Origin of the sequence: Aeromicrobium sp. 636 (assembly GCF_024433585.1) — a bacterium.
In the GTDB taxonomy this organism is placed as follows: Bacteria; Actinomycetota; Actinomycetes; order Propionibacteriales; family Nocardioidaceae; genus Aeromicrobium; species Aeromicrobium senzhongii.
This window is the reverse complement of the sequence record NZ_WNJU01000001.1, coordinates 1,317,248-1,333,467: the sequence shown is the minus strand read 5'-3', so window position 1 is coordinate 1,333,467 and position 16,220 is coordinate 1,317,248. Positions and strand designations below refer to the sequence as shown.

Annotated in this window: 18 protein-coding genes and 1 tRNA gene; 13 read left to right on the top strand and 6 right to left on the bottom strand. The window is 70.8% G+C overall.

Translation table 11 applies throughout. The features are described 5' to 3' along the window. The 3 genes from GL325_RS15935 to GL325_RS06630 form a co-directional block, all read right to left on the bottom strand. A partial coding sequence (locus tag GL325_RS15935; RefSeq protein WP_187768977.1) for a right-handed parallel beta-helix repeat-containing protein occupies positions 1-1,601 on the bottom strand: 1,601 nt, incomplete at its 3' end. Between the two features lie 224 nt (positions 1,602-1,825). Further along, positions 1,826-2,344, bottom strand: a complete 519-nt coding sequence (locus GL325_RS06635; protein ID WP_187768976.1) for a cysteine hydrolase family protein — start codon at positions 2,342-2,344, stop codon at positions 1,826-1,828. Next, positions 2,341-3,837, bottom strand: a complete 1,497-nt coding sequence (locus GL325_RS06630; protein WP_187768975.1) for a cytosine permease — start codon at positions 3,835-3,837, stop codon at positions 2,341-2,343. The genes GL325_RS06635 and GL325_RS06630 overlap by 4 nt, the downstream gene beginning before the upstream one ends. 189 nt (positions 3,838-4,026) lie before the next feature. On the opposite strand from GL325_RS06630, the gene eno reads away from it, so the two are divergent. From eno to GL325_RS06600, 6 genes are all read left to right on the top strand, one after another. Next, complete coding sequence (gene eno / locus GL325_RS06625; RefSeq protein ID WP_187768974.1) at positions 4,027-5,295, top strand: phosphopyruvate hydratase; 1,269 nt, start codon at positions 4,027-4,029, stop codon at positions 5,293-5,295. Positions 5,296-5,297: 2 nt separating this feature from the next. Further along, positions 5,298-5,852 (top strand): septum formation initiator family protein, encoded by a 555-nt coding sequence (locus GL325_RS06620; RefSeq protein ID WP_187768973.1) that lies wholly within the window; start codon positions 5,298-5,300, stop codon positions 5,850-5,852. Further along, on the top strand, positions 5,849-6,352 hold the full coding sequence (locus GL325_RS06615; protein WP_154595688.1) for a DUF501 domain-containing protein: 504 nt from the start codon (positions 5,849-5,851) through the stop codon (positions 6,350-6,352). Before GL325_RS06620 ends, GL325_RS06615 begins: the two co-directional genes overlap by 4 nt. Before the next feature lie 43 nt (positions 6,353-6,395). Then, positions 6,396-7,319 (top strand): Ppx/GppA phosphatase family protein, encoded by a 924-nt coding sequence (locus GL325_RS06610; RefSeq protein WP_187768972.1) that lies wholly within the window; start codon positions 6,396-6,398, stop codon positions 7,317-7,319. Then, entirely contained in the window at positions 7,316-8,230 is a 915-nt protein-coding gene (locus GL325_RS06605) for an NAD(P)-dependent oxidoreductase (RefSeq protein ID WP_187768971.1), read from the top strand. Before GL325_RS06610 ends, GL325_RS06605 begins: the two co-directional genes overlap by 4 nt. Positions 8,231-8,239: 9 nt before the next feature. Beyond that, a tRNA-Leu gene (locus tag GL325_RS06600) sits at positions 8,240-8,312 on the top strand. A 10-nt stretch (positions 8,313-8,322) separates the two neighbouring features. Here GL325_RS06600 and GL325_RS06595 read toward each other — a convergent pair. Then, on the bottom strand, positions 8,323-8,775 hold the full coding sequence (locus tag GL325_RS06595) for a hypothetical protein (RefSeq protein WP_154595685.1): 453 nt from the start codon (positions 8,773-8,775) through the stop codon (positions 8,323-8,325). Next, positions 8,772-9,515 carry a tRNA (guanosine(46)-N7)-methyltransferase TrmB gene (gene trmB, locus GL325_RS06590; RefSeq protein WP_187768970.1) on the bottom strand — a complete coding sequence of 248 codons (744 nt, stop codon included), beginning with the start codon at positions 9,513-9,515 and terminating at the stop codon, positions 8,772-8,774. Before trmB ends, GL325_RS06595 begins: the two co-directional genes overlap by 4 nt. A 35-nt stretch (positions 9,516-9,550) precedes the next feature. On the opposite strand from trmB, the gene GL325_RS06585 reads away from it, so the two are divergent. The 5 genes from GL325_RS06585 (at position 9,551) to GL325_RS06565 (ending at position 13,613) form a co-directional block, all read left to right on the top strand. Continuing rightward, positions 9,551-10,063, top strand: a complete 513-nt coding sequence (locus tag GL325_RS06585; RefSeq protein ID WP_187768969.1) for a DinB family protein — start codon at positions 9,551-9,553, stop codon at positions 10,061-10,063. Between the two features lie 28 nt (positions 10,064-10,091). Further along, the gene (locus GL325_RS06580) at positions 10,092-11,189 is read left to right on the top strand and encodes an FAD-binding oxidoreductase (RefSeq protein WP_187768968.1); all 1,098 of its coding nucleotides are present in this window, start codon (positions 10,092-10,094) and stop codon (positions 11,187-11,189) included. 76 nt (positions 11,190-11,265) lie between these two features. Further along, on the top strand, positions 11,266-11,592 hold the full coding sequence (locus GL325_RS06575) for a PadR family transcriptional regulator (protein ID WP_154595681.1): 327 nt from the start codon (positions 11,266-11,268) through the stop codon (positions 11,590-11,592). Further along, positions 11,589-12,650 (top strand): hypothetical protein, encoded by a 1,062-nt coding sequence (locus GL325_RS06570; protein WP_187768967.1) that lies wholly within the window; start codon positions 11,589-11,591, stop codon positions 12,648-12,650. Before GL325_RS06575 ends, GL325_RS06570 begins: the two co-directional genes overlap by 4 nt. 93 nt (positions 12,651-12,743) lie before the next feature. Next, on the top strand, positions 12,744-13,613 hold the full coding sequence (locus GL325_RS06565; protein WP_187768966.1) for a Bax inhibitor-1/YccA family protein: 870 nt from the start codon (positions 12,744-12,746) through the stop codon (positions 13,611-13,613). A gap of 67 nt (positions 13,614-13,680) precedes the next feature. On the opposite strand, the gene GL325_RS06560 is transcribed toward GL325_RS06565, so the two are convergent. After that, positions 13,681-14,595, bottom strand: coding sequence for an SGNH/GDSL hydrolase family protein (locus GL325_RS06560; RefSeq protein ID WP_187768965.1), 915 nt, complete (start codon positions 14,593-14,595; stop codon positions 13,681-13,683). 56 nt (positions 14,596-14,651) lie between these two features. On the opposite strand from GL325_RS06560, the gene GL325_RS06555 reads away from it, so the two are divergent. Together GL325_RS06555 and GL325_RS06550 are read left to right on the top strand one after the other, a co-directional pair. Further along, positions 14,652-15,332: a tyrosine-protein phosphatase gene (locus GL325_RS06555; protein ID WP_187768964.1), complete on the top strand. Its 681-nt coding sequence runs from the start codon at positions 14,652-14,654 to the stop codon at positions 15,330-15,332. Beyond that, a complete protein-coding gene (locus GL325_RS06550; protein WP_187768963.1) occupies positions 15,332-16,219 on the top strand; it encodes a pirin family protein in 888 nt (295 codons plus the stop codon). Before GL325_RS06555 ends, GL325_RS06550 begins: the two co-directional genes overlap by 1 nt. The last annotated feature ends 1 nt before the right edge of the window (position 16,220 follow it).

The following is a 16,220-nucleotide window of genomic DNA, read 5'->3' as shown; positions in this document are numbered from 1 at the left end:
GACCAGATGCCGGTGCCGCGGTTGCCGGTGACGTGGTTGTCGGCGATGACGACGTTGTCGCTGATCTCGGCCATGATGCCGGTGGTGTCGTTGTCGCGGACGGTGTTGGCGACCACGGTGGCGCCCTTGACCGACTCGTCGAGCCAGATGCCGCTGGAGTTGATGTTGTCCCGGACCAGGTTCGCGCTGACGGTCACGCCGGTGCTGCGGCCGATCTTGATGCCGCCGGCGACCGGGGCGCCGTTGAAGTGCTCGGAGTTGTTGCCCGAGACGATCGATTCGGTCAGGACCATGTCCTTGGCGCCGGCGTGGCCAAAGCCGAGCATGCCGTTGTCGGTGATCGTCAGGCGCCGGAACCGGTGCCGGTCGTTCCACCCATACAGACCCACGGTGGCGTTCTCGGTGATCACCATGTTCTCCAGGGCCAGGTCGTGGACCTCGGCGGTCACCGCGCCCATCAGGTGCAGGGTGTTGGCGTAACGGCGCACCCCGATGCCCCGCACGATCGTGCCCTCGCCCTGGATCTGCAGCGCCCGCTGCAACACGCTCGCGCGGACCTGCTTGCTGGTCGGGTCCGACCCGACCACCAGCCGCTTGGCGGCGGTGTCGACGAAGAACGTGCCGGGCTTGACCGCCGCGGCCGACCCGACCTCGGCCAGGCGCTGCCCACCGATCCAGACCTGGTCGGGGTGACCGGCCATCGGATACTTCGGATCGACGAACCAGTCGGACTGATCAGCAGCACTGTTGAACGACACCCGCGAATCCAAATTGTGGTTCCACCCCGACACGAACCACGACGAACCCGACTTCTGCCACCCCGTCACCGGCACCGTCCCGTCGAGCCAGACCGCCTCACCCGGATACGGCTGGATCGTCACCTTCTTGTTGAACGGCACCCGCACCGACTCGTGATACGACCCACCCCGCAACACCAACGTCGACCCCGACTTCACCTTCGCCAACGCCGCACCCAACGACCCGAACGGATCAGACTGCGACCCCGAACCACCCGAGGAACCCGACGCCGCAACAAACACCGCACCCACCGGCACCACATACGACGCCGAACCCACCGGCAACGAACCGGGCTTCGAGGCCCGAGGTGCCACGGGCCGCGGGCTGGGCTTGAGCTTCGACGGACGGGTGCCCTTGATGGCGATGGTCGTCGAACGCACGGCAGGGAGCTTGCGCACCTTCCCCTTCGAGAGCGTCTTCGCCTTCGCCGCCACCGCGCGGTACCGCCACGTCCCGTTCGGCACCTTGACCGTGAAGGTGGCCGATCGCGACACCTTGCGCGTCGTGACCTTGCGCCACACCCGCTTCTTGGGGTCCCAGCGCTGGACGCGGACCTTGCGCTTGGCCTTCGTGCCGTTGGCCACGCGGAAGCGCACCTTCGAACCCGCGGTGACCTTCTTGCGGGACGCGGTCAGCTTGAGTGCCGGTTTCTTGGCCTTGGCCTTCGTCGCGGCGGCTGCCGTCATCGTGCCGGCGACCGCCTGCCGGGGCGCCTGCGCCTCGGCGGGAGCGGTCAGTGCCACGAGCAGGACGAACACCACAAGCAGGAGACTGGTGGGATGAATGTTGCGAATGGTGCTCACGTTGTTGATCGTGACACGCAAGAGACGAATGTCACAAGAGATATCCGAGGCAAACCGGCGGTTTAACTCCTGGTTGCACCCCGGTTTGCGTCAATATGCCTCCTTCGACGGCGACGCGCGTCGTCAGATGGCCGCAGGACGGCTTCCTCGAAGGCGGCGGAGGGAAGGTGAAACCGACCCGGTGACGGGTGAGATTCGCAAGGGCGCGCGGACGAGGTCTGCGGTCAGACGACGGTGATCTGAGGCCCGTAGAGAGCCATGACGTCGAGCGCCTTGGCGTGGTTCTCGGGGGTGGAGCCGCCGCATGCCTGCGCGACCACGCGCACGGTGGCGCCGGCGTCCGCGGCCGCGAGTGCCGTCGAGATGACGCAGCAGTCGGTGGCGACCCCGGTCAGCAGCAGCTCGGGCGCCGGACCGGTGATTCGCTCGAGGGCCGGCCACTTGCCGAAGGTGGTGGCGTCGACCGTGCCCTCGGCAGCGAGGTCGGCGACCTCGGGCACGAGGTCGAAGAGCGGATCACGCGCCGGCCGGTCCGCGAACGGCCACGCCTCGAAGTAGGCCGCCCACGAGCCGGTGCGCTCGGGCCCGGCGGCCGGCACCCAGCGCGTGACGATCGTGCGGTGGGTGCCGGCGAGCTCACGGATGGGCTCGACGATGGAGCCGAACATGGGGGAGGCCCAGGGCGAGTCGGCCGCTGCGAACACGCGCTGCGGGTCGATGACGACCAGCCAGGGCGTGCTCACACCGACTCCTGGCGGCGCACCCGCCCCCGCTGGACGACGAGCGTGACGACGAACCCGATCACGAAGGCGAACAGCACGCCCAGGTTGGCGAAGGCCCACGCGCCCGACCACTCCAGCTTCTCGGAGTTCCACTCGGCGAGGTTCAGCGGCTCGAGCAGGTATCCCTGCCAGTTGTTCCACGTGACGTCGGCCGGGTAGGCGTTGACGACCAGGCCCCAGCCGACGACCGAGGCCCCGATGAGCGTGGCGATGGCCGGCCAGTTGACCGCGCCGTACCGGCCCTTCGGGTCGAACAGCGCCGCCTCGTCGTAGTCGTGCTTGCGCAAGGCGATGTCGGCGATCACGATGCCGGCCCACGCGCCGATCGGGACGCCGAGCGTGATGAGGAAGCTCTGGAAGGGCGCCAGGAACGTCTGCGCGACGAAGACGACGTAGATCGTGCCGAGCGTCAGGATGACGCCGTCGACGAACGCGGCCGCCGGGCGCGGCACCTTGACGCCGAGGCTCAGCAGGGTCAGCCCCGAGGAGTAGATGCCCAGCACCGCGCCGCTGACCAGCGCCAGGACCGAGGCGACCAGGAACGGCACGAGGAACCAGGTCGGCAGGATCGTCGCGAGCGTGCCGATCGGGTCGTTCGCGATGCCGTCCTGCAGATCGGGCCGCGAGCCGGCCAGCATGATGCCGTAGAGCACCAGCACGACGGGTGCCAGCGCGCCGCCGATCGTGTTCCACAGGACGATCCGGCCGCCCGAGGTCCCGCGCCGCTGGTAGCGCGACCAGTCGGCGGCGATGTTGATCCAGCCGAAGCCGAAGGCGGTCATCACCATGACGAAGGCACCCACGACGGCCTGCATCGATCCGTTCGGCATGGCGTTCAGGGCGTCGATGTCGATCTGGTCGAGCGTCAGCGCGATGTAGACGATCGTGGCGAGGCCGGTGAGCCACGTCAGCACCGACTGGAACCGGATGATGACGTGATAGCCCGCCACCGACGCGGCGACGATGAGCGCCGCGATCACGGCCATGGCCAGGACCTTGGTGGTCGTGCCACTGCTCCAGCCGAGCTCGCGGAAGACGGTCGCCGTCGCGAGGGTGGCCATGATCGCCAGGAACGTCTCCCAGCCGATCGAGATGATCCAGCTGAAGACGCCCGGCAGCTTCTGGCCCACGACGCCGAACGGTGCGCGCGACAGGATCATCGTGGGCGCCGAACCGCGCTTGCCGGCGATCGCGACGAGGCCGCACGCGATGAAGGAGACCGTGATGCCGACGACGGCGACCAGCGAGGCCTGCCACCACGAGATGCCCGCCCACAGCAGGTAACTGCCGTAGGAGATGCCGAAGACCGACACGTTCGCGGCGAACCACGGCCAGAACAGGTCGGACGGCTTCGCGGTGCGCTCGCTCTCGTCGACGATCTCGATACCGGTGGTCTCGATGCCCGCGCGGCGCACGGCCTCCAGGCCGCCCGGCCCGTCACTCTGAACCGTCATGTCCATCCTCCTGCTGATGTGTGGGCTCACCTTCCCACGGGAGAGGCGGTCGATGGCGCACGTGGCCCCGTGCCGCCCCGGGTGACGGCTGTCGTCCGGCGCCCGCGGGCCCACCGCGTCCCGGGCGCCGACGGCGCTAGGCTGAGGTTGATCGACCTCACACCCCAGTTCCCAACCGAGGAGCCTCTCATGGCCATCATCGACGACGTCGCCGCACGCGAAATCCTGGACTCCCGTGGCAACCCCACCGTCGAGGTCGTCCTCGACGACGGCTCCTTCGGCCGCGCCGCTGTTCCCTCCGGTGCGTCGACCGGTCAGTTCGAGGCCGTCGAGCTGCGCGACGGTGGCGACCGCTACCTCGGCAAGGGCGTCCTGAAGGCGGTCGAGGCCGTCAACGGCCCGCTGGCGGAGTCGCTCGTCGGGCTCGAGGCCGACGACCAGCGCGCCATCGACGAGATGATGATCGATCTCGACGGCACCCCCAACAAGGCCCAGTACGGCGCCAACGCCATCCTCGGCGTCTCCCTCGCGGTGGCGCACGCCGCCGCCGAGTCCGCCGGCCTGCCGCTGTTCCGCTACGTCGGCGGCCCCAACGCGCACGTCCTGCCCGTCCCGATGATGAACATCCTCAACGGTGGCGCGCACGCCGACTCCAACGTCGACGTCCAGGAGTTCATGATCGCCCCGATCGGCGCGGAGTCCTTCGCCGAGTCGCTGCGCTGGGGCGCCGAGGTCTACCACGCGCTCAAGTCGGTGCTGAAGCAGAAGGGCCTGTCCACGGGCCTGGGCGACGAGGGCGGCTTCGCGCCGAACCTCGAGAGCAACCGGGCCGCGCTCGACCTCATCGCCACGGCCATCGAGAAGGCCGGCCTGAAGGTCGGCTCCGACATCGCGCTGGCCATGGACGTCGCCTCCAGCGAGTTCCACGACGACAACGGCTACACCTTCGAGGGCGTGGCCAAGACGTCCGACGAGATGATCTCGTACTACACCGAGCTGGTCGCCTCCTACCCGATCGTGTCCATCGAGGACCCGCTGGACGAGGAGGACTGGGCCGGTTGGACCGCCATGACGGCCGCCCTCGGCGACAAGGTGCAGCTGGTCGGCGACGACCTGTTCGTCACGAACGTCGAGCGCCTCAGCCGCGGCATCGCCGAGAAGGCCGGCAACGCCATGCTGGTGAAGGTCAACCAGATCGGCTCGCTGTCCGAGACGCTGGACGCCGTCGACATGGCCCACCGTGCCGGGTTCCACAACATGATGAGCCACCGCTCGGGCGAGACCGAGGACGTCACGATCGCCGACCTCGCCGTCGCGACGAACTGCGGCCAGATCAAGACGGGCGCCCCGGCCCGCTCCGACCGTGTGGCCAAGTACAACCAGCTGCTGCGCATCGAGGAGCTGCTCGGCTCGGCCGCCAGCTACGCCGGCGCGCGGGCGTTCCCCCGGTTCGCCTGAGCATGGCCGGACGCGGATCGTCACCGTCGTCGCGTCGACCCACGGGTCGGCGCGACGGCCGGTCGACCCCGCGCACCAGCTCGCGTCCCTCGGTCGCCCCGGTATCGGTCGGCGCCTCGGGGTCCGGCACGCGCTTCACGGCGCGTGCACTGATCCTGCTGGGCGTCGCGGTCATGCTGATCGCCTCCTACACGGCCTCGGTCCACGCCTGGTGGCAGCAGCGCTCCGAGATCGCGGCCCTGGAGTCGCAGAACCGGCGCACCGAGGCCGAGATCGACGACCTCAAGGACCAGCAGCGACGCTGGAACGATCCGGCGTACATCCGCCAGCAGGCGCGCGAGCGCTTCGGCTGGGTCATGCCCGGTGAGGTCGGCTACCGCGTCATCGGCGTCGACGGCGAGCTGAAGGGCCAGTCCTCGACGCTCGACGCGCCCGAGGCGGCGCCGCGTCGGCCCTGGGTCGAACGCCTGTGGGGCTCGGTCGAGGCCGCCGGACAGGCGCCACAGCAGGCCGCACCCGAGACACCTTCCGATCCCGCACTGGAGCCCGACGAATGATCGACCCGGCCGACATCGAGGCCATCACCGAGCAGCTCGGACGACCCCCGCGAGGCATGATCGAGGTCTCCTCGCGCTGCCCCTCGGGCCACCCCAACGGTGTCAAGACCGAGCCCCGGCTGCCCGACGGCACTCCCTTCCCGACGCTGTACTACCTGACGTGTCCGCGCCTGACCGGTGCGATCGGCACCCTCGAGGCGTCGGGTCTGATGGCCGAGATGACCGAGCGGCTCCGCAACGAGCCCGAGCTCGCGGCCGCCTACCGGGCCGCGCACGAGTCCTACCTCGCCGAGCGTGAGGCGATCGGCCACGTCGACGAGATCGACGGGATCAGCGCCGGCGGCATGCCCGATCGGGTCAAGTGCCTGCACGTGCTCGTCGCGCACTCGCTGGCCAAGGGCCCGGGCGTCAACCCGCTCGGCGACGAGGCCGTGCGGCTGTTGGGCGACTACTGGGGACACTCCAGCTGCGCTCCAGCCGCCCAGGCCGACCCCGCCTGACCGGCCCGGTCGCGGTGGAGCGGCCCCCGCTAGCCTGAACGCCATGGGTGGGACGACGGTGGCTGCGATCGACTGTGGGACGAACTCCATCCGGCTGCTGATCGCCCGGATCGACGGCAGCGAGAAGGTCGACCTGACCCGCGAGATGCGCGTCGTGCGGCTCGGTCAGGGCGTCGACGAGAGCGGATCGCTCGCACCCGAGGCGGTCGAGCGCACGCTCGCCGCCTGCCGCGAGTACGCGCTGGCGATCGAGGCGATGGGTGTCGACGTGGTCTCCTTCGCGGCGACCTCCGCCGTCCGCGACGCCGACAACGCGCGGGAGTTCTCCGACGCCGTCGAGGCTGTCCTGGGCGTCCGGCCCCGGATCCTGACCGGCGACGAGGAGGCGCATGCTTCCTTCGAGGGGGCGACCGGCGATGTCGCCGACGTCCTCACCACGGTGATCGACCTCGGCGGCGGGTCGACCGAGGTCGTCCAGGGCCTCGGGACCCCGACGTTCGCCCACTCCTTCGACCTGGGCTCGGTGCGCATGACCGAGCGCTTCCTGCAGACCGACCCGCCGTCCGTCGCCGAGGTCACGGCCTGCATGACGCACCTGGATGCGGTCATCAACCCGAAGCTGGCGGACCTGCCGCCGACCGAGGAGATCGTCGGCGTCGCGGGGACCATCACCACGATCGCTGCCCACGCCCTCGCGCTGCCGTCCTACGACCACGAGCGGATCCACCTCGCCCGAATCCACATCGACGACCTGCGTGCCGCGTGCAGCTCGCTCATGCAGATGCCGGTCGCCGACCGCCGGGCCCTGCCGTACATGCACCCGGGCCGCGCCGACGTGATCGCCGGGGGAGCGTTGATCCTGGACCGTGTCCTCGAGCACCTGCCCCGCGTCACCGAGGAGATCGTGGTCAGCGAGCAGGACATCCTCGACGGCATCGCATGGGCCGCGGCCCGGGAAGGAGCATGATGCGCGTCTCCGTGCCGGACGAGTCCTGGCTCAGCGCACTGGCCGATCTCGACGTCGAACTCGTCGTCTGGGACGGGTCGGTCGAGCAGCCCGAGGGCTGGCTCGATCTCGTGGTGTGGCCGTACACGCTGGCTCCCACCGACCTCGCCGCGATCGACGTGTCGCGGATCGGTCTCGTGCAGGGGCAGTCGCTGGGCTACGACGGTGTCGCCGACCTGCTGCCTGCCGGAGGTCGATACGCGAACGCCGTCGGCGTGCACGAGGACTCGACCGCCGAGCTCGCCGTCACGCTCCTGCTCGCCGCCGCCCGCAACCTCGACGTCTTCGCCTCTCGCCAGACCCAGGGCCTGTGGCGCAAGAAGTGGTCCTCGAGCCTGCTCGACCGCCGGGTCATGCTGCTCGGGGTCGGCGGCATCGGGACACGCGTCGCCAGCCGCCTCGACGGCTTCGGCTGCGAGCTCGTGCGGGTCGGCTCGCGTGCTCGTGACGATGAGTCCGGCCACGTCCACGGCACCGACGAGCTCGACGAGCTGCTGCCGACCGTCGACGCGGTCGTGGTCGCCGTGCCGCTGACCCCGAAGACCGAGCGGATCATCGACGCCGACTTCTTGGCGCGGTTGCCCGACGGCGCGATCGTCGTGAACGTGGCTCGAGGACGCACGGCCGACACCGCGGCGGTGCTCGCCGAGGCGGGACGGCTGAGGTACGCCGCCGACGTCTTCGACCCCGAGCCGCTCCCGCAGGACCACCCGCTGTGGTCGGCTCCGGGGGTCATCATCACGCCTCACGTGGGCGGCATGACCTCGGCGATGGCGCCGCGCATCCAGGCCGTCGTGCGGGGGCAGATCGCCCGGCTTGTGGCCGGGGAGGAACCGGTCGACGTCGTGGTCGACCATCGCGCCGGCTCGTAGGCTGGGCTCGCTCCCGTAGCCCAACGGCAGAGGCAGACGGCTTAAACCCGTCCCAGTGCGGGTTCGAATCCCGCCGGGAGCACCTCAGGCGGTCAGGACTGCCACAGCCGGACCGCGGACCACGTGTCGTCGAGCAGCGTCGGCTCGGCGGTGCCCCAGCCGTACTCGCTCACGCCCGTGCTCAGGATCGGCAGCGGCAGCGAGCCGGTGGGGAAGAGGACCCACACACTGCCGACGGAGCCCAGCCGAGGCAGGACGTCGTCGAGCCGCATGTGGAACTCCTGGCTGTTCGACACGGCGATCACGGCGGTGTCGATGCCCGAGGGCTTGACCGGCTCGGTGGGCTCGAGCTGGTTCTCGGCACCCGTCCACGTGTCGTCGAACCAGCGGTCGTCCGGCTGCTCGACGACCTCGTCCTCGTAGGTCTCGACCCCCTCGGGCAGCGGGTCGAGCAGAGCCGTCTCCTCGACCGAGTCGCCCACGATCCACACCAGCGAACCCGGGGTGATGCCCAGCAGTTCGGCGGTCGTGAGGTCGTGGGTCATGCGGACATCTTAATGGCGTCGACGTCGCGGATGGCGCGACCGACGGCCAGGCCCTTGGCCTCGAACCGCGTGACGGGTCGGCCCGGGAAGCGCTCGGCCCAGTCTCCCGAGGTCGTGAAGCCCTCGGCGCGACCGACGACGTCGAGCATCTGGTCGGCATAGTCCTGCCAGTCGGTGGCCATGCGCCAGACGCCGCCGGGCTTGAGGGCCCGGCGGGCGACCGGGACGAATTCGTCCGAGACCAGGCGGCGCTTGTGGTGGCGGGTCTTGTGCCACGGATCGGGGAACCAGATCCGCAGTTCGTCGAGGCACTCCGCCGGCAGCATGCGGCTCAGCGCGGGCACCGCGTCCACGATGATGAGCCGGATGTTCTCGACGCCGTGGTGCCGCATCGACAGCAGCGTCTGCGCGACGCCGGGCACGTAGACCTCGAGGCCGATGAAGTCGGTGTCCGGGTTCTCGCGGGCCGCGTGTACGAGCGACTCGCCCCGGCCGCTGCCGATCTCGAGGATCAGCGGCGCCTCGCGGCCGAACAGGGTCGCCGGGTCGAGCGTGAACCCCTCGGCGACCGAGGTGCTGGTCCGGCCGCGCGGGATGTCGACGACGAAGCGCTCGGCGAGATCGTCCCACGCGCCCTGCAGCCGCTCCGTGAGGCGGCCGCCGCGGCGGGTGAAGGAGACGACCTCGCGCCGGAGCGGCTCCTCGGCACGATCTCGACGGTCTTCGGCGGTTGGGGGCATGGTTCGAATCTATCGAGCCTGTCATCGTGATCGGCATGGCGATCATCCCGGACACGAAGGACTGGACGTGGGTGCTCGACGAGCCCTGCGCGGAGTGCGGCTTCGACGCGTCGGCGGTCGAGGTCGAGCGCGCCGGCGACGAGGTGCGGGCGATGGTTCCGCGGTGGCGCGTCGCGCTCGCCCGTCCGGCTGCGGCCGAGCGTCCTGACCCGGCGACGTGGTCGGTGCTGGAGTACGCGTGCCACGTGCGGGACGTGCTCCTGCTGTTCGCCGAGCGGTTGCGGCTCATCCGGGAGCATGACGCGCCCGAGTTCCCCGACTGGGACCAGGACGCCACCGCGGCGCAGACCGGATACGCGGCCCAGGATCCCGTGGCGGTGGCCGCGGAGCTGGGCCCCGCCGCCGACGCGTTCGCGGCCGAGATCGCGCTCGTGACCGACTGGACGCGGCCCGGCCTGCGGTCGAACGGCTCGGCGTTCACGGCCGAGTCGCTGACCCGTTACGGGCTGCACGACCTCGTGCACCACATGGTGGACGTCGACGCCTGAGCCGTCCGCGGCGCCCTAGGCTGGGCCCATGGCAGTGGGTACGAACGTGGCAGTCGTCGGAGCGGGAATCGTCGGATTGGCCACGGCCTACTCCCTGCAACGGGCGGGGGCGTCCGTCACGGTCTACGAGGCCGGTCGTCCGGGCGGCGGCCAGTCGGCGGGCGACTCGCGGATCTTCCGCCATGCGCACCTGGACCCGCGGCTGACCGCGTTCACGACGCGGTCGCGTCGCCTGTACCGCGAGTGGGGCGATGACCTCGGTCTCGAGCTGGTGTCCACCGGCGGCGCCGTGGCGCTCGGCCCCGACGTCGACGCCAAGCTGGCCGCACTGGCGCAGGTCGACGGTCTCGAGGCGCGACGCATCGACGCCGCCGAGCTGGCCGAGTGCCTGCCGTTGCTGGCCCACTACGACGGTCCGGCGATGATCGACGCCGGCGGTGGCTCGATCAACGCCGCCGGCGCGGTCGAGCGGATCTCGGCTCGGCTCGGCGACGCGATCGTCCAGGACCACGTCCTCACGGTCCGGCCGACCGCCAGCGGCACGGTCGAGGTCCGCACGGGCACCGGCCGCACCGAGCACGACCACGTGGTCGTCGCCGCGGGCCGAGGGACCGCGGCGATCGCCCACGGGCTCGGGTTGTCGCTGCCCGTGCGCAACTCCGCCCAGGTGCGGGTGACGTTCGCGGTCGACGGCGAGCCGCCGGCCACCCTGGCCACGCTGCAGGACATGAGCGGTGCCTTCGGTGAGCCGCGGGTCTACGCCGCCGCCAGCGCCGACCGGACCCGCTACGGCGTGGGCATCGCCGAGGAGGTGCAGGTCAACGACGACGGCTCGTCGGTCGATCCCGAGGCGCTCGACGCCCTGGCCGACCGCGCGGTCGCGTACGTGCGTCGCGCCCTGCCCGGCCTCGATCCGACGCCGGTCGCGCACATCCACTGCTGGGTCACCTCACTGCCGTGGGGCGAGGACGGTGTCGGTGTGTGGCAGCACGACGGAGTCTCGCTGGTCGCCGGCAACAACCTGTTCAAGCAGGCGCCTGCGCTGGGCGAGGCCCTCGCTGCGGCGGCCACCGGGGGAGCGCTGCCCGAGTCGCTGCTGGCCTCCTCGCGCCTCGGCCGCGGCTAGGCCCGCAGGCCACGACACGCCCCGAGCGGTGCTGTTTCGTCCGCACTAATGCGGACTGCGTGGTACTGTCTGGTCCATGGATGCGACCCAATTGCTCAAGGGAGTGCTCGACGTGGCCGTGCTGGCCGTCGTCGAGGGCGAGGACGGCTACGGCTACGACGTCGTGCGCCGGTTGCGCACGGCCGGACTCGAGGAGGTCGGGGACGCCTCGGTGTACGGCACGCTGCGCCGGCTCTACTCGGCCGGCGCCCTGACCTCGTACGTCGTCCCCAGCGAGGAGGGGCCGCACCGCAAGTACTACGGCATCACCCCCCAGGGGCGGGCGATGCTCACCACCCAGCGCAAGACCTGGGCGGAGTTCGCCCACACGATGAACCGCCTGCTCGAAGGGAACGCCGCATGAACGCCACCCCCGTCCTGCCCGCCCAGATCACCGCGTTCGCCGCGGAGGTCCGAGCGGCCCTCGCCGACCTGCCCGCCGACGAGGTCGACGAGCTGACCGAGGGCCTGGAGGCCGACCTGGCCGAGGCGTACGCCGAGGACCTGGCCCGCGAGCTGCCCGATCCGGTCTCCTACGCAGCCGAGCTGCGGGGAGCGGCCGGCCTTCCGACGCCGGAGCCCCGGCGCGGACGCATCGCCTCGATCGGCGCCCAGGTCGCCGGCATCGGCGCCGACCTGCGCCGCAGCCTGCGCGCCAACCCGGCGACGGCGGCGGCCCTGGACTTCCTGGCCACGCTGCGGCCCGCGTGGTGGATCGCGCGCGCCTGGGCCGCCTTCCAGTGCTTCGGGGCGTTCTTCGGGTTCGAGGGCGATCTGCTCCCGGCGGACCTCGTCCAGTGGGCGCTGCTGCTCGTGCTGATCGCGGGCAGCGTGTTCCTCGGCCAGCGCACCTGGCCCACGTGGGCCAGGTTCCTCATCGGGGCCGGCAACGTCATTGCGGTCGTGACCTTGATCTTCGCCCTTCCCCAGGTGCCGACCCATGCGGACCTCGGCAACGCGTGGGACAGGGCCGACTCGGCCTACGACTACGAGGGCGGCGTCTACGACGATGACGGCGACGGCACGGGGGTGTACCTCAACGGCAACGAGGTGACGAACATCTTCGCCTACGACGCGCGGGGACGGGCCCTCACCGGTGTGCAGCTGTTCGACCAGGACGGCAAGCCCCTGACCACCTCGGTGCCCGGCGGCAACGGCTGCCTGGCCAAGGACGCCGAGACCGGCGAGTGCACCACACCGGGCGCGTGGGTGCCGACCGTCCTCGAGACGGGGGCGCAGGCGTGGAACGTCTTTCCCATGACGATGGCCGAGTCCTCCTACGACGACCCGACGAAGCCCATCGAGGGCGCCGTCCCGCAGGACCGCCCGGCGCCGTTCCTGAAGGTGCCGGCGCTGTTCTCGGCCGTGCAGCAGGACGCCGAGGTGGCGAAGGACGCGAAGGACGCGAAGGCGCCGCGCTGAGCGGAAGAAACCCGGCGGTGGCGGCGTTGTATAAGGTGAACACACCGACCCCGCCACCACCGGCGCGCGGGGCCACATTCTCCGGAGGAGACCATGAGGAGCAGCAACCCCGTCTTTGCGAAGAACGCGGAGTTCAACGGCCGCGGCACCACGCAGTACGCAGATCCGTCGCAGTGGAAGATCGACCTGTCCGGCGGTGACGGACGCGGCGCATCCGGACCCGGGCTGCAGGCTCCCTCCTCGCCGGGGCGGATGACCCTGGACACCGTCGTCGAGAAGACCGCGATCACGGTCGGCACGGTCGTGCTGTTCGCCGCGATCGCCTGGTTCACCATCGGCAACGTCTTCGACGACCAGCTCGGCACGGTCGACCAGTCCGCGGTCAACACCGCGTGGATGTTCGCCATGGGCGGCATGATCGTCGGCTTCGTGCTGGCGATGGTGAACTCCTTCAAGAAGGTCATCAGCCCGGCGCTGGTCCTGGCCTACGCCGCAGCCGAGGGCGTCTTCGTCGGCGCCTTCTCCAAGATCGTCTCGACGTGGGTCGGCGACTCGACCATCGTCTTCCAGGCCGTGCTCGGCACGTTCGTCGCGGCCGGTGCGACCCTGGCGGCGTACAAGTTCTTCAACATCCGCGTGACCGACAAGTTCCGCAAGGTCGTCACGATCTCGCTGTTCGCGTTTGCGGGCGTCATGCTCGTGAACTTCCTGCTGAGCATCTTCGGCGTCCTCGACCAGGGCGGTCTGCGCAGCTTCGGCCTCCTGGGCCTCCTGGTCTCGCTGTTCGCGATCGGCCTGGCGGTCCTGTGCCTGATCATGGACTTCGACTTCGTCGAGCGCGGCGTCGCGGCCGGTCTGCCCGAGCGCGAGTCCTGGCGTGCGGCCTTCGGCCTGACCGTCACCCTCGTGTGGCTGTACCTCGAGATCCTGCGTGTCCTCGCCATCTTGCGCGGAGACAACTGATCCACTCCGAACGAAGGCCCGTCACCTCACGGTGGCGGGCCTTCGTCGTGTCCGGGACCTGAGCCGGTCAGCGGCGCCAGCGCAGGACGGCCGCCCAGCGGCGACCGCGCGGCGCGGGCGCGACTTGGGTGCCACCGTGGTCGACGGCCCACTCGGCGGCCTCCTCGAGCGTCATCTGCTCGAGCGGCGCCTCCTCGAGCGGGCGGACGACGCTGGACCGCCACTGGGTGACGGCGGCGTCCACGAGGAAGTTGGCCACGGTCGCGTAGCCGTGGGCGCTCGGGTGGAAGCGGTCGTCACCGAAGAGCGCATCGGCCTTGAGCAGCAGCAGCGGCTCCAGCACGTCCGAGAGCGACACGACGCGCGCGCCCGCCTCGACGGCGGCGACCGTCTGGCGTCGTGCCAGGTGGCGGCTCCAGTACCGGCACACCGTGCGCAGCGGGACGGGCAGCGGCTTGATCGTGCCGAAGTCCGGGACGGACCCGACGATCACCTCCGAGCCCATGGCGCGTAGTCGCCGGACCGCGGCGCCGAGTCGGCGGGCGGAGCGCTTGGCGGGCACCTGGTGGGTGATGTCGTTGGCGCCGACCAGGATGATCGCCAGCTGCGGCTTCAGGTCGACCGCGGCGTCGATCTGGCCCTGGAGGTCGCTTGAGCGAGCACCGACGAACGACTCGTTGTGGATCTGGACCGGCACGCCCAGGATGTGCGAGAGCCCGATGCCCACGAGCGCCGAGGGCGTGTTGTCGACCGACTTCATCCCGTAGCCGACCATGGTCGAGTCGCCCAGCAGGAGGCAACGGAGGGGATCGCCGTCGAGGTCGTGGCCGTAGAGACCGTTGCCCGAGGGCGGGCGATCCGTGGTCGTGCCGATCCGACGGCGTGCGAGGAGGGCCTGGGCGATGAGGACGACGTACGTGCCGACGCTGACTCCCGCGGTCCGCACGGCAGCCTTGGCCGTCGTTCGCGCGGGGCTGGTCACCCCACCAGTGTAAGAAGGTGCGCCAGACGTGGGCCCGGGGTTCCTAGGATGGGGACGTGAACGAGACCGTCCCGAATCTGCGCGACCTCGGCGGGATGCCCGTCGAGGGCGGCTCCGTCCAGCCCGGGCGACTGCTGCGCAGCGCCCTGCCCCTCGCAGACGACACCGCGCCCCCGGAGATCGTCTGGCCGCCGTCGGTCGTCATCGACCTGCGATCGGCGGCCGAGATCGAGCCCGAGCATCCGCTGTCGGGGTCGGGAGTGACGGTCCTGAACTTCCCGTTGCTGAGCGCGCTGCGACCCGGCGTCGCCCCGCCCGAGAGCCTGGCCGAGCTGTACCAACTGATGCTGCGCACCACCGCCGACCACCTCGTCGACGTCGTCGGTGCCGTCGCGACGGCACCGGGCACCACGCTCGTGCACTGCGCGGCGGGCAAGGACCGCACGGGCGTTTCCATCGCGATGGTCCTGGCCCTGCTGGGTGCCAAGCGCGAGGACATCGTCGACGACTACCTGGTCACGGCGCAGCACGAGGAGCAGATCGAGTCGCGGTTCCGCCGCCTCTTCGGCCCGCGCCGCGCCACGCTGCCCAACCAGTACCTTGCGACCCCGGTCGAGGCCATCACGGGCGTCCTGGACACGTGGGACGAGCACCCCGGCGGCGCCTTCGGCTGGTTCCAGCAGTGGGGTGGCCGCCCCGAGACGGTCGACCGCCTCCGATCGACGCTGGTCGGCTGATGATCACCGACCGCACGATCGAGCCGCGGGACGTCCCGCTCGGCGGTCTGCGCGGTCTCCGGGTCCACCGCACTCTGCCGAGCCGTCCGCTGCCGACGATCGGCGCCTGGTGCTTCGTCGACCACTTCGGCCCGACCGGGGCGCCGATGGCGGTCCTGCCGCATCCGCACACCGGACTGCAGACGGTCACGTGGCCGATCGAGGGATCGATCCGGCACCGCGACAGCCTCGGCAGCGACGTCGTGCTGCGCCCCGGCGAGCTGAACCTCATGACCTCGGGCGACGGGGTGTCCCACTCCGAGTTCAGCGACCCGGGTCCGATGCATGGCATCCAGCTCTGGGTCGCGCTGCCCGAGCATCGCCGGCACGGTCCGGCGGACTTCGAGCACCATCCGGACCTCCCGCGCGTGGGTGGGGACGGTTGGGAGGGGGTCGTCCTCGTCGGCCGGTTCGGTGGCGGCGAGTCCCGGGCCACGGTGCACACCCCGCTCGTGGGGGTCGAGCTGCGACTGCAGCCGGGGCGGCACGTGTTCGAGCTGGACTCTGCCTTCGAGTACGGCGTGCTGGCCGTCGACGGTGACGCGACCGTCGCGGGGCAGCCGGTCGCGCAGCGGGCCCTGCACTATCTGGCGCCCGGCCGGGCCGCGCTGGCGATCGAGGTCGAGCGCCCCACCCTGGTGATGCTCCTCGGCGGTGAGCCGTTCGAGGAGGAGATCGTCATGTGGTGGAACTTCATCGGGCGCACGCACGAGGAGGTCGTGGCCGCGCGCGAGCAGTGGCAGGCGCTCGATCCACGCTTCGGTCGGGTCGAGGGACACGACGGAGTCGTCATCCCGGCTCCGCCGCTGCCGCGTGTGCGGATGACTCCGCGCACCCGGCGCGACTGAA